This is a genomic window from Pseudomonas sp. 43A, assembly GCF_013363935.1.
Classification (GTDB): domain Bacteria; phylum Pseudomonadota; class Gammaproteobacteria; order Pseudomonadales; family Pseudomonadaceae; genus Aquipseudomonas; species Aquipseudomonas crudilactis.
Map to the genome: position 1 here is coordinate 3,359,107 of NZ_CP054880.1, position 23,342 is coordinate 3,382,448.

21 protein-coding genes are annotated in these 23,342 nt (G+C 60.1%); 8 read left to right on the forward strand and 13 right to left on the reverse strand.

The genetic code is table 11. The annotated features are described in order from the left end of the window. Positions 1–64: 64 nt before the first annotated feature. The 4 genes from HUW52_RS14630 to HUW52_RS14645 all read right to left on the reverse strand — a co-directional run bounded on the left by HUW52_RS14630 (position 65) and on the right by HUW52_RS14645 (position 3,995). Positions 65–1,021 carry a 2-hydroxyacid dehydrogenase gene (locus HUW52_RS14630; protein WP_175554042.1) on the reverse strand — a complete coding sequence of 319 codons (957 nt, stop codon included), beginning with the start codon at positions 1,019–1,021 and terminating at the stop codon, positions 65–67. 32 nt (positions 1,022–1,053) lie between these two features. After that, positions 1,054–1,812, reverse strand: a complete 759-nt coding sequence (locus HUW52_RS14635) for an SDR family oxidoreductase (RefSeq protein ID WP_175555682.1) — start codon at positions 1,810–1,812, stop codon at positions 1,054–1,056. Positions 1,813–1,853: 41 nt separating this feature from the next. Beyond that, positions 1,854–2,546, reverse strand: coding sequence for a fumarylacetoacetate hydrolase family protein (locus HUW52_RS14640; protein WP_016987753.1), 693 nt, complete (start codon positions 2,544–2,546; stop codon positions 1,854–1,856). A gap of 99 nt (positions 2,547–2,645) precedes the next feature. Then, positions 2,646–3,995 (reverse strand): MFS transporter, encoded by a 1,350-nt coding sequence (locus HUW52_RS14645; RefSeq protein ID WP_160057503.1) that lies wholly within the window; start codon positions 3,993–3,995, stop codon positions 2,646–2,648. A gap of 567 nt (positions 3,996–4,562) precedes the next feature. Here HUW52_RS14645 and HUW52_RS14650 point away from each other — a divergent pair. After that, positions 4,563–5,495 carry an AraC family transcriptional regulator gene (locus HUW52_RS14650; protein WP_095111883.1) on the forward strand — a complete coding sequence of 311 codons (933 nt, stop codon included), beginning with the start codon at positions 4,563–4,565 and terminating at the stop codon, positions 5,493–5,495. A gap of 3 nt (positions 5,496–5,498) precedes the next feature. Here HUW52_RS14650 and HUW52_RS14655 read toward each other — a convergent pair whose 3' ends face one another. The 4 genes from HUW52_RS14655 to HUW52_RS14670 form a co-directional block, all read right to left on the reverse strand. Next, entirely contained in the window at positions 5,499–6,497 is a 999-nt protein-coding gene (locus tag HUW52_RS14655) for an NADP-dependent oxidoreductase (RefSeq protein WP_175554043.1), read from the reverse strand. A 56-nt stretch (positions 6,498–6,553) separates the two neighbouring features. Continuing rightward, a complete protein-coding gene (locus HUW52_RS14660) occupies positions 6,554–7,393 on the reverse strand; it encodes an alpha/beta fold hydrolase (RefSeq protein ID WP_175554044.1) in 840 nt (279 codons plus the stop codon). A gap of 5 nt (positions 7,394–7,398) precedes the next feature. After that, complete coding sequence (locus HUW52_RS14665) at positions 7,399–8,181, reverse strand: SDR family oxidoreductase (RefSeq protein ID WP_016987758.1); 783 nt, start codon at positions 8,179–8,181, stop codon at positions 7,399–7,401. 61 nt (positions 8,182–8,242) lie between these two features. Next, positions 8,243–9,343 carry an alkene reductase gene (locus HUW52_RS14670; protein ID WP_175554045.1) on the reverse strand — a complete coding sequence of 367 codons (1,101 nt, stop codon included), beginning with the start codon at positions 9,341–9,343 and terminating at the stop codon, positions 8,243–8,245. A gap of 139 nt (positions 9,344–9,482) precedes the next feature. Here HUW52_RS14670 and HUW52_RS14675 point away from each other — a divergent pair, with 139 nt between their 5' ends. Continuing rightward, positions 9,483–10,079 carry a TetR family transcriptional regulator gene (locus tag HUW52_RS14675; RefSeq protein ID WP_175554046.1) on the forward strand — a complete coding sequence of 199 codons (597 nt, stop codon included), beginning with the start codon at positions 9,483–9,485 and terminating at the stop codon, positions 10,077–10,079. Between the two features lie 128 nt (positions 10,080–10,207). Then, a complete protein-coding gene (gene ycaC, locus HUW52_RS14680; RefSeq protein ID WP_007915995.1) occupies positions 10,208–10,840 on the forward strand; it encodes an isochorismate family cysteine hydrolase YcaC in 633 nt (210 codons plus the stop codon). 83 nt (positions 10,841–10,923) lie between these two features. On the opposite strand, the gene HUW52_RS14685 is transcribed toward ycaC, so the two are convergent. From HUW52_RS14685 to HUW52_RS14695, 3 genes are read right to left on the reverse strand one after another with little or no spacing between them, the layout of a single operon-like run. Continuing rightward, the gene (locus HUW52_RS14685; RefSeq protein ID WP_175554047.1) at positions 10,924–12,162 is read right to left on the reverse strand and encodes a nucleoside permease; all 1,239 of its coding nucleotides are present in this window, start codon (positions 12,160–12,162) and stop codon (positions 10,924–10,926) included. A gap of 42 nt (positions 12,163–12,204) precedes the next feature. Further along, positions 12,205–13,287 carry a sugar phosphate isomerase/epimerase gene (locus HUW52_RS14690; RefSeq protein ID WP_175554048.1) on the reverse strand — a complete coding sequence of 361 codons (1,083 nt, stop codon included), beginning with the start codon at positions 13,285–13,287 and terminating at the stop codon, positions 12,205–12,207. Beyond that, positions 13,277–14,467 (reverse strand): Gfo/Idh/MocA family protein, encoded by a 1,191-nt coding sequence (locus HUW52_RS14695; RefSeq protein ID WP_175554049.1) that lies wholly within the window; start codon positions 14,465–14,467, stop codon positions 13,277–13,279. Before HUW52_RS14695 ends, HUW52_RS14690 begins: the two co-directional genes overlap by 11 nt. A gap of 177 nt (positions 14,468–14,644) precedes the next feature. Here HUW52_RS14695 and HUW52_RS14700 point away from each other — a divergent pair, with 177 nt between their 5' ends. Next, positions 14,645–15,655: a LacI family DNA-binding transcriptional regulator gene (locus tag HUW52_RS14700; RefSeq protein WP_175554050.1), complete on the forward strand. Its 1,011-nt coding sequence runs from the start codon at positions 14,645–14,647 to the stop codon at positions 15,653–15,655. 121 nt (positions 15,656–15,776) lie between these two features. Here HUW52_RS14700 and HUW52_RS14705 read toward each other — a convergent pair whose 3' ends face one another. Then, entirely contained in the window at positions 15,777–16,484 is a 708-nt protein-coding gene (locus HUW52_RS14705; RefSeq protein ID WP_175554051.1) for a cupin domain-containing protein, read from the reverse strand. Between the two features lie 47 nt (positions 16,485–16,531). Next, on the reverse strand, positions 16,532–17,389 hold the full coding sequence (locus HUW52_RS14710; protein WP_175554052.1) for a GNAT family N-acetyltransferase: 858 nt from the start codon (positions 17,387–17,389) through the stop codon (positions 16,532–16,534). 242 nt (positions 17,390–17,631) lie between these two features. On the opposite strand from HUW52_RS14710, the gene HUW52_RS14715 reads away from it, so the two are divergent. The 4 genes from HUW52_RS14715 (at position 17,632) to HUW52_RS14730 (ending at position 23,297) form a co-directional block, all read left to right on the forward strand. Further along, positions 17,632–19,104, forward strand: a complete 1,473-nt coding sequence (locus tag HUW52_RS14715) for an aldehyde dehydrogenase (RefSeq protein ID WP_077572459.1) — start codon at positions 17,632–17,634, stop codon at positions 19,102–19,104. Positions 19,105–19,578: 474 nt separating this feature from the next. Continuing rightward, positions 19,579–20,247, forward strand: a complete 669-nt coding sequence (locus HUW52_RS14720; RefSeq protein WP_016987768.1) for a haloacid dehalogenase type II — start codon at positions 19,579–19,581, stop codon at positions 20,245–20,247. Positions 20,248–20,291: 44 nt separating this feature from the next. Then, positions 20,292–21,566 (forward strand): FAD-binding oxidoreductase, encoded by a 1,275-nt coding sequence (locus HUW52_RS14725; RefSeq protein ID WP_175554053.1) that lies wholly within the window; start codon positions 20,292–20,294, stop codon positions 21,564–21,566. Positions 21,567–21,659: 93 nt separating this feature from the next. Then, positions 21,660–23,297 (forward strand): ABC transporter substrate-binding protein, encoded by a 1,638-nt coding sequence (locus tag HUW52_RS14730; RefSeq protein ID WP_116029660.1) that lies wholly within the window; start codon positions 21,660–21,662, stop codon positions 23,295–23,297. The last annotated feature ends 45 nt before the right edge of the window (positions 23,298–23,342 follow it).

Genomic DNA, 23,342 nt, shown 5'->3' on the forward strand with positions numbered 1-23,342 from the left:
CCAATCGGTTCCCTCTCCTGGGGGAGAGGGCTAGGGTGAGGGCAGCTGTTTCGGCACCCGCCACTTAGCCAGTGACACAACCTTGCGGCGTTTTCCCGGCAAAGCTGTCCAGCAAGCTCGCCACCACCATTTCTCCCATTCGCGTGCGCGTCTGCAAGGTGGCGCTGGCGCGGTGCGGTTGCAGCACCACTTGCTCATTACCGAACAGGGCTTCTGGCACATTCGGTTCATCGACAAACACATCCAGCCCTGCACCGGCGATCTCGCCGGCATTCAGCGCCGCCAGCAAATCAACCTCGTTGACCAGTTTGCCCCGTGCCACGTTGATCAGATAACCGTCCTTGCCCAAGGCCTGTAGCACGGAAGCATCGATGATGGCTTCGGCCTTGTCGGCAGCGGCGGCAAGAATCAGCGCATCGCTGTCGCGGGCCAATTGCTTGAGGTCGGCGACGAAAGTGTGCGGGACATCGCTCATCGGTTGCAGGTCGGTGTAACTGATCGGGCAGCCGAAGGCCACCGCACGACTGGCCACCGCGCGGCCAACCCGGCCCATGCCGACGATGCCGATACGCATGCCGGACACCTGACGCGCGAGGGGCAGTGGCGCCAGCGGCGTCGGACTTTGCGGCCATTGGCCGGAGCGTACGTAACGATCGCTGGTGCACAGCCCGCGACACACGGAAATCAGCAAACCGATGGCAAGGTCGGCGACGTCTTCGGTCAGCGCGCCAATGGTCGCCGTTACGCGGATGCCGCGATCCCGAGCGTAAGCCAGGTCAACCGCATCGGTGCCGACGCCGTTGATCGCCACCACTTCAAGTTTCGGCAGTTGCGCCATGACGGCTTGGGTGATGCCGGTATGGCCACCGGTGATCACTCCGCGAATATTCGCGCCGTGTTCCTGCAAATACGCCTGTTTGTCCGCCTGCTGGAAATAGCGTCGGACCGTAAACAGTTCATCGAGACGCGTGTTGATTTCAGGAATCAGGATCGGGCTCAACTGCAAGACTTCTGGCTTCATGTAAACCTCTCTTACCGAATAAAAAGGCCGGTTCAACCGCGACCGGCAAACGGCATGGCGGTGGCCATGACGGTCATGTTCAGAACGTTGGCCGACAGCGGCAGGCCGGCGATGTAGCGCACGGCATCAGCGACATGCTTGACGTCGACCATCGGCTCGACGGCGATGCTGCCGTTGGCCTGGCGAACACCCTTGGTCATGCGCACCGACATTTCGGTGAGGGCGTTGCCGATGTCGATCTGGCTGCAGGCGATGTTGAATTCGCGACCGTCCAGCGCCAGCGATTTGGTCAGGCCCAGCACCGCATGTTTGCTGGCGGTGTAGGCGCTGCTGAACGGGCGCGGGGTGTGTGCCGAAATCGAACCGTTATTGATGATGCGTCCGCCCTGAGGCTGTTGACGGCCCATCAGTCCGAAGGCGCCACGGGCACACAGGAAAACCCCGTTGAGGTTGGTGTCGATCACGTTGCGCCACTGTTCGAACGTCAGCTCATCAAGCGGCACGGCCGGGGCATTGACTCCGGCATTGTTGAAGACCACATCCAGCCGTCCGTAGACCTCGGCAATGGTTGCGAACAGCGCATCGACACTCGCCGGGTCGCGCACATCGGTCGGCACGGCCAAGGCTGCGTGGCCCTCGCTCGCCGCCAGTTCGACCAGCGCTTGCAACGGTTCCGGCCGGCGCCCGGCAAGCACCACGGTGTAACCGTCGGCCATCAGGCCAAGCGCCACAGAGCGGCCAATGCCGCTCCCGGCGCCGGTGACCAGCGCGACTTTCAAAGGTTGAGTGATGGACATCTTGTTGTTCTCCTGTCTTCAAATTACTGCGGCGTTCAGGCTCGCGGGCCGACGCGCATTTCCAGTTGGCCGATACCGTCGATTCCGGCGTTGATCACATCGCCCGGTTGCAGGCCGTCGACGCCGGCCGGGCTGCCGGTCATGATCAGGTCGCCGGCCCTGAGCGCGACTGACCGGGAGATCCGGCTGATCACTTCAGCCACCGACCAGATCTGGCTGTCGAGGCTGTCGCGCTGACGCTCCTCGCCGTTGACGTTCAACCATAATTCGCCTTCGGGATGGCCAGCGCGGGTCACTGGCACGATGGCGGTCATCGGCGCGGCGCCGTCAAACACCTTGGCGCCTTCCCACGGCAAACCATTGCTCTTGGCGGCGCGCTGAACATCACGGCGGGTCAGGTCGAGGCCGGCGGCGTAACCCCAGACATAAGCCAGCGCCTCGCTTTCGGGGATATTCGCGCCACCTTCACCGATGGCCACCACCAGTTCGATTTCGTGGGCGAAATCATCGGTCAGCGAAGGGAATGCCACCTCACCAATGGCGTCGACGACATTGCTGGCCGGTTTCATGAAAAACACCGGTGGCTGGCGCGACTGGCCGACAGCATCTGGCCACGGGTAGTTGCGCCCGACACAAAATACCCGGCCAACGGGAAAGCGCTGCTTACTGCCGACTACGGGCAAGGTCACGGGCAGATCCGGCGTGAAGACGTATTCAGTCATGTTCATCCTGGTAATAGTCCTGTTGGTAGCTTCAGCGTACGGCGGCAGTCGTTGGTGAAGTTGGACGAAAGCCGCCTCCAGTTGGAGAAAACGGTGCTGTTGGCTTTAGCGCACCTTCAATTCGATGCGGTACAAGCGGCCGAGCAGCAGCGAGTAGGAGAGGGTGCCAATCAGCGCCACGCCGCCAATGAACCAGAAGGCCCAGGCGAATGAACCGGTGGCATGCACAATCGCGCCAATCACGATCGGCGTGACGATGCCGCCAATGTTGGCGGCGAGGCTGGTGATCCCGCCGGTCAAACCGATCAGCTCCTTGGGCGCAACTTCCGATACCGCCGCCCACGAAGACGACGCGATGCCTTGGGCGAAGAACGCAATGGTCAGCACGGCAATGCAGATCGTGTTCGAGTCGGTGAAATTCACCAGCACGATGGACATGCCCAGCATCGAGCCGATCACCAGCGGCAACTTGCGGGCGAACGACATCGAGTAACCACGGCGGATCAACAAGTCCGACACGATGCCCGCGAGAAGGATGCCGACCGTCGCGCCTACAAATGGCAACACGGCGAAGATCCCGGCCTTGATCATGGTCAGCTTGCGTTCTTCGATCAGGTAGGTGGGGAACCAGGTCAGGAAGAAGTACAGCGCCGAGGTGCTGGCGAACTTGCCGATGCAAATCGCCCAGATTTGCCGGTAGCTGAACAACTCGGCGATTTGCCGCCAGTTGAAACGCGTACGTTCCTGACTGCTTTTGACCAGGCCGCCGCCGGCTTCGATGTACTTCAGTTCTTCTTTGCTGACTTTCTTGCAGTTCAGCGGGTCGCGATACAGGTACAGCCACAACACCCCGAAGACGATGCCGAGTACGCCGGTGCTGTAGAACACATGACGCCAGTCGAAGGTGGTCGCCAGCCAGAGCAGGGCACCGGTAAACAGCGCCGTTCCCAGGTATTGCCCGCAGACATAAATACTGCTGGCCAGACCGCGTTCCCGCGCCGGGAACCACACCGTCACCGCACGGCTGTTGGCCGGAAACGCCGGTGCTTCCATCGCACCGACCGCCAGACGCAAACCGAACAATGACGCGAAGCCTGTGGCAAAGCCCTGGCACACGGTTACCGTCGACCAACTGATCAGGGAAACCCCGTAAGTGAAGCGCGAACCGAAGCGGTCGGCGATGAACCCGGCCGGCACCAGGGCCAAGGCGTAAGTCCAGGCAAATGCCGAAAAAATCAGGCCCATCTCGATCTTGTCCAAGCCAAGATCCTTGGCCATGAACGGTGCGGCAATCGAGATATTGACCCGGTCGATGTAGTTGATGATCGTCGCAATCAGCAGCAACGAGAGCATGAACCAGCGTCGCCGCGAGGGCAGACGTTGCGGCACGACGGCGTCCCGGGCGCCGTCTATCACCGGTGGCACGGTGGCTTGGGAAGCGTGTGAATTCGACATGTAGAGACCTCGTTATTGTTAGAAGAGTCGAGATGTTTTCGCCCAGCCGAAGGCGTTGCCCACGATGGTCGGGGCATGCCAATCGATACTTGAACGAACGGTGCGAACAGCCAGCGTCAGACGTTCAGAAACGTCTTCCAGTCGGCGTGATCGGGACAATGTCGGGAGGGGTGGCGAGGGGGAATAGCAGAATCATGACGTGCACACCTGTGATTGTTTTTGGAAGAGGTTGGCTGCGTCGGCTCACAGTGGTCGTACAACATTGGTAAAGCAATGGAGGGGTTAGAACGTTTTTTTTCTATGGATGCGGCGCTACTAAACCTGTCCAAGAAATAAAATCGTTAATTTCTTAATAGAAATTTGAGATATATGCCATATGTAATTGAATTTAATAAATAAAAATATGCAATTTGTTTTCTATGGTTTTGGACAGGCTAAACGCCATATCGAAGATGAAAAATCCTTGGAGAGGCAGGTCGTCGTATGACTGCTTGCGTGCACTGCGTACATGTCTGCAAGATGACGGTCGTCAGTTCACTGCAAATACCTGTCGAGGATTCTGCGCAGATGTCGTCACTCAGTCGTATTCCCACCTATGTCATGCAGCAGCGCAGCGAATTGACCGACTTCTACATTCGCGACAAAAAGGGCCGGCGCGCCGAGACCAGTCCCCATCGGCACGAGTATTTCCAGATTCAGATCAACCTCGGTGGCGACACCGTGCAACACATCGGCAACGTCGAGCGTCCGTTTCCGCGCAATACCCTGGCATTCATCCTGCCGCACCGAGTGCACGTAATCCCGCATCCAGCGGACAGCAATTTCATGGTGATCAATTTTTCCCAGACCTTTCTGTTGCCGCATTTGCAGTGCGACCCGATGGACCTGGAGGAGGTGTCGATCCTGCTGGCGCCGGAGTTATCGCCATTCCGTTTTCAGGAACATCTGGATTTCATTCTCGGGGATGAGGATTTCGCCAAGGTCTGTGCCTTGATCGAGCAGATGCGCACGCTGGACGAGAACCGTCAGTTTGGTACGCGCGAGATGCTCAAAGGCTTGCTGCTGCAACTGATTGGCAGCGTGTGTTTCCTTTATGCCGAGCCACTCAAGCGTCTGGCCGAGGAGAATGCGGCGGAGGTCAGCCGCCGGGATGCGCTGGGCCGCATGTTCGAATACTTGCGCAAGAACATTGCCGATCCCGATCTCAATCTGATCAAGGTGGCTGCGGCGACGTACCTGTCGCCGACCTATCTGACGCACTGGTTGCGCAAGGAGATCGGCAAGACCTTCACCGAACTGGTGCTCGAACGCAGGATGCACGCGGCACGCAATTTCCTGCTCAACAGCACGCGCTCGGTGGGCGAGGTCGCACGGTTGTGCGGCTTTGCTGACGAGGCGTATTTCTCGCGACGCTTTCGGCAGATTCACGGTCAGCCGCCGGGACAGTTTCGCCGCCGGCAACTCAATCCGGATACGCCGCAATCGCCGTTGAACACATAAGGATTATTTGATCCGAACGATCACTTTGCCTTTTGCGCGACCTTGCTCAACGTAGTTCAGTGCTTCGCCGGTCGACTCGAAGGCGAAGGTGCGGTCAAGCACAGGACTTATTTCGCCGGCTTCAATCAGCGTGGTGATTTCTTGCAGTTGTGCACCGTTGGCCCGCATGAACAGGAAGCTGTAACGAACATCCTGCTTGCGCGCCTTGCGCCGAATGCTCAGGCTCAACAAGCGCATGACTTGCCGCAGCGGCCACGCCAGGCCTTGCGCCTTGGCGAACTCGGCAGTTGGCGGGCCTGATATGGAAATCAGCTGACCGCCCGGCTTGATTACTTTGAGCGAGTTTTCCAGCACGTCGGTGCCGAGGCTGTTGAGCACCACGTCGTAGTCGCGCAATTCGCGCTCAAAGTGCTGCTGTTTGTAATCAATCACCACGTCTGCGCCCAACGCTTTAACCCACTCGACATTCGCGGTGCTGGTGGTGGTCGCGACAACAGCGCCGAGGTGCTTGGCCAGTTGAATGGCGATGGTTCCGACACCGCCGGAACCGGCGTGAATCAAGACCTTCTGCCCCTTTTGCAAACGGGCGATGTCGACCAGCGCTTGCCAGGCTGTCAGGGCAACCAAGGGAATGCCGGCGGCTTGTTCCATGCTGAGGTTGGCGGGTTTCAATGCCACGGCGTTTTGCTCGACGGCGATTCGCTCGGCGAATGTGCCGATTCGTTGTTCGGGCACGCGCGCATACACCGCATCGCCGGGCCTGAAACCCTTGACCGCTGCGCCAACCTCAATCACCACGCCGGCACAATCGTTGCCCAGCACCAAGGGGAATGAGTACGGCAGAATCAGTTTGAATTCGCCGCTGCGAATCTTCGAATCGAGTACGTTGACGCTGGCCGCATGGACTTCAATCAGCACGTCATGGGCGCCGGGTACAGTCTCGGAGACATCGCCCAGACGCCCGTTCTGCTTGCCGTAGCGATCGATAAAATAAGCTTTCATGGTGGGAGCGGCTCTCACGGTTCTGGGGGAGGGCAGGGTTGCCTGAGCAGATTGGCTCAGCTGTCGAGAAACGCCTGCGCCTTGCTGACAAAGTCAGCGTAGTTCTGGAAAATCGCGCCATGTCCGGCGTCTTCATAAATGATCAGTTGCGCGTGGGGAATACGGTTCGCCAGATCAATCGAGTTGACCGTGGGCACCATGATGTCGCTGTCACCGTTGACCACCAGCGTCGGGATTTGCAGGCCGCCAAGGTTCTGCGGCAGCTGTTTTCCCCATGCCTTGATGGCTTTCAACTGCCGCAGAAAAGCGCTGGGTGTCGGGCGCTTGTCGCGATCTTTGCGGCGTTCTTTCAAACGTTGCAGAAAGTCTGTCGCGGCCCGCCGTCCGTTGGCGGTTGTGGTGAAAAACAAGTGGAACTTGGGATCGCGCAGGGTCAGCAAACCCTTGAACATCAGTGGCCAGGAAACCGCACCGACCTTGGCGATACCGACTCCGCCAGCAGGTCCGGTGCCGGTCAGAATCAGCCGCCGCACCAAGGCGGGATCTTTGAGCGCGATGTCCTGAGCAACGAATCCGCCGAGGGAAAAACCCAGCAGATCGACGCTGCTGAATTCCAGCGCGCCGATCAGGCTGATGACGTCGTCGGCCATCTGCGCGACGGTCAGGGGCGCGGTGCCGCCTGAGCCACCGACACCGCGATAGTCAATGGCGATCACGCGCCGGGTTCGCGCCAGACCATCGACGATTTGCGGGTCGAAGTCGTCCAGTACCGCGCCCCAATGATTGAGCAGGATCAGCGGCACAGCCGTTTTCGGGCCGAGGTCTCGATAGGCGAACGCCGTGCCGCCAACCAAAATCGATTGGTTGGCGGCGTTGACGAAAGGCATCTGCTTCATTGCACTCACGCCAGATAGCGCTGCGCGACTGCCGACTGGCGGATCTGTGCCAGCAGGCCCTGCCGCGCGGTCTGCAAGGCATCCCAGCGCTCACCTTCATGCAGCGGCGGAATGGTCACCGGCTCGCGCCGATCAAAGCCGACCAGCGCCGCATCGACCAGATCGGTGACTTCCATGATCTCGCTCAAGGTGTTGATGTCGATGCCCGCGCGATCCCAGATCTCGGTACGCGTCGCGGCCGGCAGCACGGCTTGCACGTAAACGCCCAACGGCGACAGTTCCAGGCTCAGGCCTTGAGACAGGAACAGGACAAACGCCTTGGTGGCCCCGTACACCGACATGCCGAACTCCGGAGCGAGACCGACCACCGAGCCGATGTTGATAATCGCGCCGTCACCGGCCTTCGCCAGACGGGGAGCGATGGCACTGGCGAGCCGCACCAGTGCCGTGGTGTTGAGGGCGACCAGATTGGCCACTTTGTCGGTGCTCTGCTCGATGAAGTTGCCGGACTGCGCGGCGCCCGCGTTATTGACGAGGATGCCAATACGCGCATCGTCGCGCAGGCGCGTTTCGACGGTGTGCAGATCGCTGAGTTGGGTGAGGTCGGCCTGAAGCACATCGACGGCGACGCTGTGCTCGCTGCGCAGTTTCGCGGCGAGTGTTTCCAGGCGCTCAAGATCGCGGGCGACCAGCACCAGATCATGCCCGCGTTGGGCGAAACGTTCGGCGTAAACCGCGCCAATACCGGTGGAGGCGCCAGTGATAAGAACAGTAGGGTGGGCGTTCATAGGGTCATCTCTTTTCAAAAAAATCGATTAAGGAGAGGCAGTAAATGCGCTGAAGCGCGGCTTACTGAGCAGCAGCGCTCCATTCAGCCAGGGTCGGGTAGTCGATGTAGCCTTCTGCGCCACCGCCATACAGGGTAGCGGGGTTGAATCCGGCCAACGGCGCACCGGCCGCCAGGCGCTCGACCAGATCGGGATTGCCAATGAACGGGCGACCGAAGGCGATCAGATCGGTCTGGTCTTCGGCAATCCGTGTGTTCGCCAGGTCGAGGTCGTAGCCGTTGTTGGCGATGTAGGTGTTTTTGAAACGCTGGCGCAGAGCTGCGAAATCGAACGGTGCGACATCGCGCGGCCCGCCCGTTGCGCCTTCGACCATGTGCAGATAAACGATGCCCAGCGCATCGAGTTGCTCGACGATGTAATCGAATTGCCCTTGCGGGTCGCTGCTCGAAACCCCGTTGGCCGGCGACACCGGCGAGAGGCGAATGCCGGTGCGATCTGCGCCAATCTCGGCGACGACCGCGGCCGTCACTTCCAGCAACAAGCGCGCACGATTTTCAATCGAGCCGCCGTAGGCATCGGTGCGCACGTTGGCGCCGTCCTTGATGAATTGATCGAGCAAATAGCCGTTGGCACCGTGGATTTCCACGCCATCAAACCCGGCAGCGATAGCGTTGACCGCTGCCTGGCGGAAATCGTTGACGATCCCCGGAAGTTCGCTGATCTCCAGCGCGCGCGGCGCAGAAACGTCTTCAAAGCGGTTGTTGACGAACACTTTGGTCGCCGGGCGCAGCGCCGAGGGTGCTACGGGTGCGGCGCCGTTTTCTTGAAGATCAACGTGTGAAACGCGGCCGACATGCCACAGTTGCAGAAAGATCTTCGCGCCTTTTTCGTGCACGGCAGCGGTCACCTTGCGCCAGCCATCGATCTGCGCCTGCGTGTAAATCCCCGGGGTGTCCTGATAGCCCTGGCCCTGTCGGGAGATCTGTGTGGCCTCGGAGATCAGCAGGCCGGCGGACGCGCGCTGGCTGTAATAGGTGGTTGCGAATTCACTGGGCACGAAGCCTTCACCTGCCCGATTGCGGGTCAGCGGCGCGAGAACGATTCGATTCGCCAGCGTCAGGGAGCCAAGCGTGTACGGCGTGAACAGATTTTGATCGGTCATGGGGTTGATCCGTGCCTGTGAGTGAGCAGCGATAATTCTGCAATTAGGATGATGATCGAAATCTAAACTGTCAATGGTTTTGATTATGGCTGACATCTATGTATCATCTGCGCATGATTTTTCAGCGGAGGTATTGCACGTGAGAGTCACCAAAGCCCAGGCGCAGGCAAACCGCGAGCACATCGTCGAGACCGCTTCGGTGTTGTTTCGTGAGCGCGGTTTCGACGGTGTTGGCGTCGCGGACCTGATGGCGGCGGCCGGATTCACCCATGGCGGTTTCTACAAGCACTTCGGCTCGAAGGCCGACCTGATGTCCGAAGCCTCGGCCAACAGCCTTGCGCGCTCGTTGGCCAGTGCCGAAATGGTCGATGTTCAGGGCTTCATTGACGCTTATGTCTCGAAAGAACACCGGGACGGGCGGGGCAGCGGCTGCACCATGGCTGCGTTGTGCGGCGACGCTGCGCGCCAGTCTGACGAAGTGAAAACGGCGTTTGCCGACGGGATCGAGTGCACGCTGCAGACGCTTGGCGACAAGTACCCGACAGGGCCCGACGCGGCATCTGGTGAGGGTCGAGTGAAAATGATCGACATGCTGGCACGGGCGGTGGGCGCTATTGTTCTGTCGCGTGCCTGCCCGGATGACTCAGCGCTGGCCGATGAAATACTTGCGGTATGCCACGCTGAAATGACCGCGTCATTGCTGATGTCCGCCGACAGTGCAGAAGTGCCTGGTTGATCGGTATTGTCCTTTTTGAGTTGACGGTGAAACGCTTTTCAACCGATTTATCCCGTCCCTGTGCGTCAGTAATCTGTACCCAACTTGAACGCAACAACAAATTCAAAAACTCAAAAGGGAAGCAGACCATGACCACTCCAACCTACAACCGCCTCAACAAAGACGACGCCATCGTGCTGCTGGTCGACCACCAGACCGGCCTGATTTCGCTGGTGCAGGACTTCTCGCCAAACGAGTTCAAGAACAACGTGCTGGCCCTGGCCGATCTGGCCAAGTTCTTCGAACTGCCGACCATCCTCACCACCAGTTTCGAACAAGGCCCGAACGGCCCGCTGGTGCCGGAATTGAAAGAGATGTTCCCGGACGCGCCGTACATCGCTCGTCCAGGCCAGATCAACGCGTGGGACAACGAAGATTTTGTGAAGGCAATCAAGGCCACCGGCCGCAAGCAGATCATCATTGCCGGTGTAGTAACGGATGTGTGCGTAGCGTTCCCGACCTTGTCGGCGCTGGCGGAAGGGTTTGAGGTGTTTGTGGTGACCGATGCGTCCGGCACTTTCAACACCACCGTGCAACAAGCCGCGTGGAGCCGCATGACTCAGGCTGGTGCGCAGATGATGAACTGGTTCTCGGTGGCGTGTGAGCTGCACCGCGACTGGCGCAACGACATTGAAGGGCTGGGTAACTTGCTGTCGCAGCGCATCCCGAACTACCGCAACCTGATGAACAGCTACTCGGCGCTGACCGCGCAGCAGAAGTAGGCCTGCGCGCTGCAAACGAAAAGCCTGCCCTGAAAAGCAGGCTTTTTCTGTTTTCTGCCGCTGCGCCTATCAGAACGGCGTTTCTAGACGGTCGACGGCATCCCCTCCTTTTCGCCGCCACGGCTTTTGAACGCCAGTGCGAAACACAGCAGAACCCCCACCGAAAATCCTGCCGGGAACAGCCATATACTTCTCCAGTCGTGGCCATTTTGCGCGGTGAAGTGGTCAGTGATCTGACCCGCCACCCAGAATCCGATCAGCATGCCCACACCGTAAGTGGCCAAGGTGATCAGGCCCTGAGCCGAGCTGCGGAAGCGCTCGGGCGCTTTGGCATCGGTGTAGATCTGCCCACAGACGAAGAAAAAGTCATAACACACGCCATGCAGCGCAATACCGATCAGCAGCATGAACGCTTGGTCACCATTGTTGCCGTAGGCGAACAACACATAGCGCAAGGCCCAGGCCAGCATGCCGACCAGCAAGGCAATCTTGATTCCGAAACGCTGGATGAACAGGGGTAGCAGAAGCATGAACAGCACTTCGGAGACCTGACCGAGGGCCATCTTCGCAGTGGGATTGGTGACACCGATTTCGGCCAGAAACGGATTGGCATTCTGGTAATAGAACGCCAGAGGAATGCAAATCAGGATGGATGCGAGAAAGAACACCAGATAGCTGCGATCCTTGAGCAGACCCAACGCGTCCGCCCCCAGCATCTGTTTGATGCCAGGCGCATCGGCGGTGGATTTCAACGGTGCGGTTTTCGGCAGGCTGAAGCTGTAGAGCCCCAACACCAGCGAAGCCACGGCAGACATCAGGAATGTGTTGCGCAAACCGCCCGCAGCAATCGCCTGTTGAGCGTCCCAGGCAAAGCCGAAACTGATCACGATGCCGGCGACGATCCAGCCAACGGTGCCCCACACGCGGATGCGGGAAAACTCCCGGGCCGGGTCTTTGATCTGTCGGAAGGCTACCGCGTTGACCAGGGCCAGGGTTGGCATGTAGACCAGCATGTAGGCCAGCACATAGGGATAAAACGCGCTGAAATCAGCTGCCCGATAAAGCTGAAAGAGCAGCACCGCACCCACTAGGTGCAACACCGCCAAGATGCGTTCGGCATTGAAAAAACGATCAGCAATCAGACCAACGACAAACGGCGCAATGATCGCCCCCCACGACTGCGTGGAGAACGCCATTCCCACCTGGCCGCCGCTTGCTGCCAGTGTCGTGGTGAGAAAGGTGCCGAGGGTGACGAACCAGCCGCCCCAGATAAAAAACTGCAGAAACATCATGACGCTGAGTCGCGCATTCATTGCGTTCATTTCAATCACCGTATTATTTTTATGTCGGTAACAGCGTTGTCATCAGCGCTCGCCAAGGCCCAGCAGACGCCGGTTGGATAGCTCGTCAGCGCTCACACCGGCGAAATCGTCGAATGCCTTCAGGGTTCGGGTGATCATGTGTCGTTCGATGAAGGCCGCCCCTTCGGCAGCGCCTTGTGCCGCGTCTTTCAGGCAGCATTCCCACTCCAGCACGGCCCATCCGTTGAAGTCGTATTGAGTCAGTTTGCTGAAGATCGCCTTGAAGTCGATCTGGCCATCGCCCAGTGAACGAAACCGGCCCGGGCGATCAACCCAACCCTGATAGCCGCCGTAGACGCCGGATCGCGCGCTGGCGTGAAACTCCGCGTCCTTGACGTGGAACATGCGGATGCGCGCGTGGTAGCGATCGATGAAACCCAGGTAGTCCATTTGCTGCAGCAACAGATGGCTCGGGTCATACAGAATCGCCGCGCGTGGATGATGATTCACCGCTTCGAGGAATTGCTCGAAAGAGGCGCCATCGTGCAAGTCTTCACCGGGGTGGATCTCGTAGCAGAGGTCGACTCCGGCCCCATCGAAGCACTCGAGGATCGGCAACCAGCGTTTCGCCAATTCGGCAAAGCCCTGTTCCACAAGGCCGGCAGGACGTTGCGGCCACGGGTAGACGTATGGCCAGAGCAGGGCGCCGGAAAAGGTCGCGTGGGCCGTCAGCCCCAAGCGCTGACTGGCGCGCGCCGCCAGTTTCAACTGATTGATCGCCCATTCGGTGCGTGCTTGCGGATTGCCACGCAGCGCTGCCGGGGCAAAGTCGTCGAAAAGTGCGTCGAACGCCGGATGCACCGCGACCAGTTGGCCTTGCAGGTGTGTCGACAGCTCGCTGATCACCACGCCGGCCTTGGCGCATACGGCGATGAGTTCGTCGCAGTAATCCTGACTGTCGGCGGCGCGTTCAAGGTCGATGAAGCGGGTGCCGAGGGTTGGCAACTGAATGGCTTTGTAGCCTTGGGAAGCGGCCCATTGCGCGATGTTGGCCAAGGTATCGAAAGGCGCTTCGTCGGTGATGAATTGGGCGAGAAAGATGCCGGGGCCGCGCATCCCGCTCGGGCGTTGTTGATTAACGTTCATTGGCGGTTGCTCCATTGGCAAGGTCAGGTATTGCAGTCCATTTGGCTTCGCCACAATGATTGGCGATGGCGGTCTCGATGAAGGCCATGCCACGCAACCCGGTGGCTATGCCGGGAACGCCCGGTGCGTCAGGACCGCTCGCATCGTTGAAAATGGCCTGCGCGAGGTCACCGTAGAGATTGGCCATAGCCTCGAGGTAGCCTTCCGGGTGTCCGGCGGGCAAGCGCATGCGCCGCGTGGCGTTTGCGCACAGCCAAGGTTGACCAAGGCCCGAGCGCAGCACGCGCATCGGTTCATTCAAGGGTCGATGGATCAGACTGGCGGGCTCTTCCTGACGCCACTCCAGCCCGCCCTTGTCGCCATACAGACGAATCTTCAGCGGGTTCTCTTCGCCGGCGCACACTTGGCTGGCGATCAATACGCCGCTGGCGCCGTCGGCCATTTTGAAAAGCATCGAGGCGTCGTCATCCAGTTGGCGACTGCTCAAATGTGACCCGAGCATCGCGCTGATGAACTGGATGGGTTGACCGGCGACAAACTCCGCGAGGGAGAACGCGTGCGTGCCGATGTCACCGATGCAGCCACCGATGCCGGATTGTTCAGGATTGTCGCGCCAGCCCGCCTGTTTGTTGCCTTGGCCAGCCACATCGCTGCTGAGCCAGCCTTGCGGGTATTCGACGAGGACTTTGCGCAGACGCCCGATTTCACCGCAGGCGACCATCTCGCGTGCCTGCCAGACCATCGCATACCCCAGGTAGGTATGTGCCAGGGCGTAGATCCGCTGGCTGTTGTTGACCACACGGGCCAAGTCCTGCACTTGCGCCAGATTGAGCGCAGCAGGCTTTTCACTGAACACATGGAAGCCCGCAATCAGTGCTGCACTGGCGATAGGGGCGTGCAGATGATTGGGCGTGACGATCACCAGCAGTTCCATGCGCTGATCGGCCGGCAGTGCGTGTTCGGCGGCCAGCATGTTCTGCCAGGTGTCATAGCAGCGTTGCGCAGGCAGCCCGAGCGCCGCACCACTGCGTTGATTGTTGTGGGCGTCGCGGCTGAACGCACCGCAGACCAGTTCGAAGCGTCCATCGAGGCCGGCGGCTTGCCGGTGCGCCTGGGCGATGAAGGCCCCTTCACCACCGCCGACGAAGCCCATTCTTATTTTTCGACCTGCAGCAATCATGGCAATTGTCTCAGTGGAGTCGTGCGGAATATCGATGATGTAACCGGTTACATCGTCGGCGAAATCTAGGCCTGAATTTACCGGGTGTCAAACCGTGTCTGACGAATGCGAACGTTTCGGCGCGTGACGCTGTGCGGTAAGCTCGACGGCCGATTTGATTGAAAGAGCGAGGCAGTCTTGTCCAATATCCGCGAAGTGGCACGGCTGGCGGGTGTCTCGGTGGCAACGGTGTCGAGAACATTGAAGTCCCCCGAGCGGGTGCTGCCCGATACCCGCGATCGGGTCATGGCCGCCGTCCAGCAAACCGGCTATCGACCGAATTTGATGGCGGTGCAGTTTCGCTCGCGTAGAACGGGAAACCTGGTGATTCTGGTCCCGACCATTGCCAATACCTTTTTCGCCAGAGTGATCAGCGGCGCACAAAAAGCCGCGCAGGCCGCCGGTTACCGGTTGCTGTTGTGCGACACCCAGGGCCAGGCATCGCTTGAGCGCCAGTTCGCTGACCTGGTGCACGCCCATCAAGCCGATGGCGTCATTCAGTTGCGCGCCTATGATCCCTTCGAAGAATCTGCCGCCGAGCCAGCACTGGCCCCGATCATCAATGCCTGCGAAGTCATCCGGCACGGACGGCATCCAACGATCAGTCTGGATAACGTTGCGGCGGCCAAAGCCATGACCGAGTACCTGATCGCGATGGGGCATCAGCGCATCGGACTGATCAAAGGACCCAAAGGCAGCCCGCTCACGCGCGATCGTCTGGCGGGGTATGAGGCAGCCCTGCGCGATGCAGGTCTTGCGCTGGACAACACGCTCATCTGTCACGGCGATTTCACCCTGGACGCGGGTTATTCGGGTGCCGGGAAACTGCTCGCGCTCGACAGCCGACCGAGCGCGCTGTTTTGTGAAAATGACGAAATGGCCATCGGCGCGCTCAAGCGAATCAAAGAGCAGGGGCTGCGCGTGCCGGAGGATATTTCTCTCGCCGGATTCGACGATATTCCAATGGCCGCGTACTGCGATCCACCGCTGACGACCATTTCCCAACCCGCCGAAATGTTCGGCGAGAAAGCCGTGGAAATGCTGATTGCGCTGATCGAGAAACAGCCGTTGCCGCAACGGCATGTGGTATTGCCGTTCGCATTGACCAAGCGCGACAGCACGGCGCGGGTTGATCAAGCGGGTAGGTGAACCTCTGAATTCCAAGCCGACGCAACCAAGCGATAGCATGAGCGAAAAAAGCCTGTAGCGAGGGCGCTTGCTCCCTCGTCACAGTCATGGTGGATCCTCATCACTCTGAAAAAACAGGCGACTATCGAACCGCGTAAACCTTGCGCACATAGCGTGTACTCTTCCACGCGCAGGACGCGCCGCGCGGTACGAACACGCTGTCGCCGGTATCGACTGTTACGCACGATCCGTCCGGCGCGAGTAATGCGACGCTGCCTTCGATCAGGTGCATCAACTCATTGAGTGTGTGTGCTCGTCCGTGGCGTTCGTAGGGCGTCGAATCCCACACACCGACACGCAGATCGGTTATCGGATCTTCGAAGGCATTGCGGGAACGGCATTGTGGTGTCGCGCCAATCAGAATCTGTTCTTGCGGTGCCGCCGACGGCGATAGCATCGCCAACGGATCGAGGCCGGTGAGGCCGGGTGTCGGGGTGTCAGTGGTCATTGCACAGAAAGCCCATTGCGTTCCGGCCTGAGCTTCTATTCGCAGCGAGGTGCCACGGCCGATCACTGCGCTGCCGCCGACAGCCAATGCCAATGTCTGTTCGCCGGCTTTCAGCCGCACGTGCCCGGCGTGCACGACAATAGTTTCGGTGTGCGGAAAATCCTCGATTTCCATCGACTCGCCAACCTCAACGATGCCTGCACTGATGCCGTCAGCACCGTGCCAAGCGACGCGCCGGCCGGCGGCAAAAGGATCTCTGGCGCTCAGCGCCATCTGTTCGAAAGACGTAGCGATGCGGCCACCGTCGGCGCGAGCCAACAGCAGAACAGTAGGTTGCGACATACGAAGAACACTCCATTAGAAAACGTTGAGGCATTGCAACAGCGCAATCAACCGATGGCTTGAGTAACCAGAGCAAACTGGCGCATCCCATTCGTGGCCGCCGGAGGCGTGCCTCGGGCCATTTGCGCGACGGTGTCGATCTGCTTGAGTCCGGCTGTTTCCAGCCATTCGGCGAGGCCACAATCGGCCGGAATGTCGATGCGCACAAAGGCGTCCGGCACTTGATTCAACAATGTGCCGATCAAGTACTCTGCTTGTTCGAGGTTTTCAGCAACCACCGGGCCTATGCAGCGGCCGCGTCCGAACGGGCGCATCAGCGCGAAGGCGCGCAGCTGGCCGTCGCGTTGAATGCCGACGGACTGTTCCACCACCGGCGCCAGGTCGTCCAGCACCGCGCGCCGATCCAGACCGCTGGCAACGTTCGCCAGGGTCAACAGTTGTTGCTGATCCGCAGCCGTCAGCGCGCGACATGCTTCGCCCTCGGCCAATGCGGTCAGCGCCGGTGCGTGCGCCTGGCCCTGATGTTGCTGGATCCTGCCAAACTCGACAAAACCCTGACTGGCATACAGTGGCGCACCGGCGAGGGTCGCATTCAACATGGGCGTTCGCGCCTGGCAGGCATCGAGGGCTTGCTCCATCAACTGGCGTCCGATGCCTTTGCCTTGATAGTCGTCGCTGACGATGACCAGCCCGATGGTGGCGAAATCACCTTGCGGGCAGGCGAATGCCGTACCGATCAAGCGTTCGCCATCAAGCACCACGAAACCGGCACTGACCCGTTGCAGCATCGCCCAGTCGTCCAGTCGATGTGGCCATTTCAACTGCACGGACAAGGCATGGGCGGCGGGGAGATCGGCGGCGGTCATCGGGCGATAAACATAAGCGGACGGGTGTGAGGCGGACATGGCGAGTCTCCGTTGAACAATGTGCGCGAGCGCCCGGTTTTGCGGCGCGATGGTGCCTGTATCCCATCTGTGTGAAGCGCTGACAAGGGGCGATCGCGCATTCGGCAGATTCGGCGAGACGATGCCCGCAAGACCACACTTACTACTTATTTGCACGGCAAGGTCGGCAGCAAATGCTTGGGCTTTTTTTCTACGATGGAGGCCTGAGTAATGACTCGCCGGCCCCTCTTCTGGAGTGCTCCATGAATAGCTTCGATCCCCGCCTTATCGCTGTTCGCAGCGCCCACTTCATTGACGGTCAATACCGCGATGCGCATTCAGGGCTGGAAGTGGTTCGCCCCTCCGACGGCCAGGTCTATGCCGAACTGCCGGTGGCGGATGCCGACCTGGTGGACGAAGCCGTCAATAATGCCTGGCAGGCCTTCAATCGCAGCGACTGGGCCAGCCGTCCACCGCGCGAGCGGGCGCGGGTGATGCGCCGCTGGGCGGATCTGATCGAGGCGGACGCGGAGATTCTTGCGCCTCTGGAAGCTGTCGGCTCAACCCGCCCGCACAAAGATGTGATCGCCTGGGATATTCCCTATGTGGCCGAAGGCATTCGTTTTTTTGCCGAGCTGGCGGACAAGCATGGCGGTCAGGTCGCCGCCACCCAGACCGATCGCCTGGGCATGCAGATTGCTGAACCCTACGGGGTGATCGCCGCCATCGCACCGTGGAATTTTCCGCTGAGCATGGCGTCCTGGAAGGTCGCGCCAGCCTTGGCTGCGGGCAATGCCGTGGTGCTCAAACCTTCAGAGCTGACGCCGTTCTCCAGTCTGCGCTTTGCTGAGCTGGCGTTGCTCGCGGGGCTGCCGGCGGGCATCTTCAACGTCGTGCAGGGGGATGGCCGTGTGACGGGCGACGCACTGTGCCGGCATCCGCGTGTGGGTAAAGTGACGTTCACCGGATCCACGGCAACCGGTTCGAGCATCATGTCGACGTGCGCACTGGTCGGGCCCAAACCGGTCACACTGGAGCTCGGTGGCAAAAGTCCACAATTGGTCTTCGCCGATATCCCCGACATTGCCAAAACCGCGCGCACGGTGGCCTTGGCAATTACCGGTAACGCTGGCCAGGTGTGCGTCTCCGGCTCACGGCTGTTGATTGAACGCTCGATCATGGAACCCTTCCTGGCGCACTTGCAGGCTTACTTCGAGACCCTGCGTCCCGGCCCTACCTGGTCGTCGCAAAGCACGCTGTCGCCGATCATTTCGCGGCTGCAGGCCAGTCGCATCGATGGCATCGTCCAGCGTTCGCGCCAGGCCGGGGCCGAGGTGTTGACCGGCGGCGGACTGTTTGAAGAGATGGGCGGTGCTTACTATCAACCGACGTTGCTGACCGGGGTCGACAATCAGAATCCGGCGGTCTGCGAAGAGATCTTCGGGCCAGTGCTGACGGTGCAGGCGTTCGATGACGAGGAGCAGGCACTCAGTCTGGCTGCGCACGCCACTTACGGTCTGGCTGCGGGCGTACACACCGCTGATATCAATCGCGCCTTGCGCCTGGTGCGCAAGCTGGAGGCGGGGACGGTTTGGGTCAACCGTTACGGGCGCAGTAACGACTACATCCTGCCCACCGGTGGCTATAAACGTTCCGGTATCGGCAAGGACCTGGGGCGCGAGGCGTTCGAGGCCAATCTGCGCTTCAAGAGTGTGCTGATCGATATTGTTCAGTAATGCCGATCAAACGGTGGGCGCGAGTTTGCTCGCGAAGCGGGCGTCTGAGGCGACATTGATGTTGCCCTGCACAGCGCTTTGCGAGCAGGTTCGCCCCGCAGAGATCGGGGCATGCCAGTGGCATCAGTAACGCTTGAATCAACCGCCAAACGGGCGCTTCCTTAGGGACGCGCCCGTTTTCGTTTTGCTCGGCGCAGTTTCTGCGGTGAACGCCGGAAAGCCAGCGCGCAAACAGCCGAAAGAGGTCCATAAGGGCGCACAAATACAGGGTTTGCCCAAGGCTGGAGCGAGCCGCAAAGTCTGCTGAGGCAGGTGGCCAAAACGGTGGTTTGTATCGAGCAGAGGTCGCTTTTAACGCCATCTGCTGAATTCACAGTGTTGTAATGACGGTGTGCTGCAGCGTTGCATCACCGCTTGCCAATCAAGCGAATGCTGGCCGCGCCATGACCTCAACGAACTTCAGGATCGCACCCAATGAGCTTTCTTCGTCCCAAATTCATTACGTTCGACTGCTACGGTACGCTGACCAATTTCCACATGGGCACCATGACGCGCGAACTCTTCGCCGATCGCGTGCCAGCGGAGCAGATGGACCAGTTCGTCAAGGATTTCTCGGCTTATCGCCTGGATCAGGTCATGGGCGACTGGATGCCTTACGACGAGATTCTCAAGACAGCACTGGCGCGTACCTGCAAGCGTTGGGGCGTCGAGTACCGCGACGAAGGTCAGCTGTACTACGACGCCGTGCCAACCTGGGGTCCACACGCGGATGTGCCGGCCGGTCTGTCGAAAATTGCCGACAAGATCCCGCTGGTGATTTTTTCCAACGCCAGCGACAGCCAGATCATGTCCAACGTCGACAAACTCGGCGCGCCGTTTCACAAGGTCTTCACCGCTGAACAGGCACAAGCCTACAAGCCGCGCCTGGCGGCGTTCGAGTTCATGCTCGACAACCTTGGCTGCGGCCCGGAAGACATCTTGCATGTGTCCTCCAGCTTCCGTTACGACTTGATGCCGGCACACGACATGAAGATCAAGAACAAGGCCTTCGTCGCCCGTGGTCACGAAGTCCCGGGCAATGCGTTTTACGGCTATCAGCAGATCACTGACATCGGCGGGCTGCCGGCGCTGGTCGGTCTCTGAGTTGCATCGGCATCGGCATTTTTTCTGGCATAGGCGAATCAGACATGGGCAGTGAATCCTACTGGCTCGACACCGCACCGGCCTTCACCGGTGGGCAACTCGGCGCATTACCCGCGCAGGTCGATGTGGCCGTCGTGGGGGCTGGTTTCACCGGGTTGGCGGCGGCCCGCGCCTTGGCGCTCAAGGGTGCCAGTGTGGTGGTGCTCGAAGCCGGGCGAGTGATCGGCGAAGCCTCGGGGCGTAACGGTGGGCAATGCAACACCGGAGTGGCCCAGGATTACGCCGGCCTCAGTGCCAGCCTCGGTGCGGACAAGGCGCGCGCCTATTACCAGGCGTATGAGCGAGCAGTGCAAAGTGTTGTTTCGCTGGTGGAGCAGGAGCAGATCGCCTGCGACCTGATCCGCAACGGCAAGCTGAAACTGGCTGCCAAACCCATGCACTACGAAGGCCTGGCACGCACTTGTGAGCTGATTCGTCGTGAGGTCGATGCCGATGTCGAGTTGTTGTCCGCCGAGCAGACCCGCGCTGAAGTGAATTCGGCACAGTTTCACGGCGCTCTGCTGCAACGCAACGGCGTGCAAATGCACGTCGGCGGCTTCGGCGTCGGCTTGGCCGAAGCGGCGGCGCGGCACGGTGCTCTGATCCATCAAGGCACTTCGGTGCTGGACTGGAAGGCCAGGGCCGGCGGCTATCAGGTCAACACCAGCAAGGGTTCGCTGCACGCCGGGCAGGTGCTGCTCGCCACTGGCGCCTGTCAACACGGTGGCTTGAGCTGGTATCGGCGGCGCATCGTTCCGGTCGGCAGTTTCGTCATCGCTACCGAGGTATTGCCAGACGCGTTGATCGAACAATTGCTGCCGTGTCGTCGCGCCTATGTCACCAGCCGCATGATCGGTAACTACTTTCGCCTGACCCCGGACAACCGTTTGCTGTTTGGCGGCCGCGCGCGGTTCGCCATGTCCGACAGCGTCAACGACGTCAAGAGCGGCAAGGTTCTGCAAGCCGCCATGGTGCAGATGTTCCCGCAATTGGCCGAGGTCAAGATCGACTACTGCTGGGGCGGACTGGTCGACATGACCTCCGATCGGCTACCTCGGGCCGGTCAGCATGGCGGGGTTTTTCACTCCATGGGTTACAGCGGCCACGGTGTACAGATGTCGGTACACATGGGCCAGGTCATGGCCGAGGTGATGGCGGGTAACGTCGAGGCCAATCCGTGGCGCGAACTTGAATGGCCAGCCATCCCTGGGCATTTCGGCAAGCCGTGGTTTTTGCCGTTCGTGGGCGCGTATTACCGCTTTCAGGATTATCTGCATTGAGTTGCTGTTGTGGCGTCACCGTCGTTTGCGTTTCAGGACGTTCCGGTCAACCGGAACACTCGAGCCTTCTCATCTTCGACAGGTAGCACTGATATGACTGACAACAAGAACGACTCACCCCTGATCTCCGGCGAAGAAAGCCTGCGGGTTTTCGAGGGCCTCAATCGTGGCATGTCACGCCGTCATGCCCTGCAAATGCTCGGTGTCGCGGGGGTCGCCGCGGCGGGTGCCGGCAGCCTGTTTGGCGCCGCTGGCAAGCTGTTCGCCGATGAAGCGGCAACACCGGGCAAAGGCAAACCGGGCGGGCGCATTCGTGTCGCCGGGATGTCCAGTTCCACTGCGGACACCCTCGACCCGGCCAAAGGCGCGTTGTCCACCGATTATGTGCGCCACTACATGTTCTACAACGGCCTGACCCGATTCGACTCGCATCTGGTGCCGCAACTGGAACTGGCCGAGCGCATCGACAACACCGACGCCACCGTGTGGACCATCACCCTGCGCAAAGACGTGACCTTCCACAACGGCAAGACCCTGAACGCCGCCGACGTGGTGTTTTCATTGTCGCGACACAAGGACCCGCTCACCGGTTCGAAAGTCATGCCGCTGATGGAGCAGTTCGTCGAGATCAAGGCTACCGGCACCAACGAAGTACAGATCCGTCTGAGCGCACCCAACGCAGAGCTGCCGTCGATTCTCGCGGTGTCGCACCTGCTGATCGTTCCCGAAGGCACCACCGACTTCAATCAGGGCATCGGCACCGGGCCGTTCAAGGTCAAGGAATTCAAACCGGGCGTGCGTTCGGTGGCTGCGCGCAACACCGGTTACTGGAAACCAGGCCTGCCGTACCTCGACGAAATCGAGTTCATCGCCATTGGTGACGAACCGTCGCGGGTCAACGCGCTGCTTTCCGGCGACGTACACATGATCAATGAGGTCAATCCGCGTTCTACCACCCGGATCAAGGCCAGTGCCAAGCATCGGGTCGTTGATGCGCCGTCGGGCAACTACACTGATTTGATCATTCGTCAGGATCAGATGCCCGGCAAAAGCGCCGAATTCACCCAGGCGATGAAGTATCTGCTCGACCGCGAGCAGGTCAAATCGGCGGTGTTCCGAGGCTTTGCCGTGGTCGGCAACGATCATCCGATTGCGCCGGGTTCGCGCTATTACAACGCCGACCTGCCACAAACCGTCTATGACCCGGAAAAAGCCCGGTTCCTGCTGAAGAAAGCCGGGATGGAAAACATCAGCATGCCGCTGGTCGCATCGCCGGCCGCCACCGGTTCAGTGGATATCGCGGTGCTGTTGCAGCAATCGGCGAAACAGGCCGGGCTGAAACTCGACGTCAACCGCCTGCCGAGCGACGGCTATTGGTCCAACCACTGGATGAAGCACCCGCTGAGCTTCGGCAACATCAACCCGCGGCCGAACGCCGACGTGATGTTCTCGCAGTTCTTCCAGTCGAAAGCGCCGTGGAACGAGTCCGGTTGGCAGAACGATCAGTTCGACCAACTGCTGATGCTCGCCCGCGCCGAAACCGACGACGCCAAACGCAGCAAGATGTACGCCGATATGCAAACGCTGGTGCACGACCACAGCGGCATCGGCGTGCCGGTGTTCATCAGCAACATCGATGGCGTTGACCAGCGCATCAAAGGCTACAGCAGCAATCCGCTGGGCGGCTTCATGGGTTACATGTTCGCCGAGCAGGTCTGGCTGGACGCTTGATAAGCCGTCGGTTTGAGCGGCAGTAACAGTGCAGGAGGACAGGCG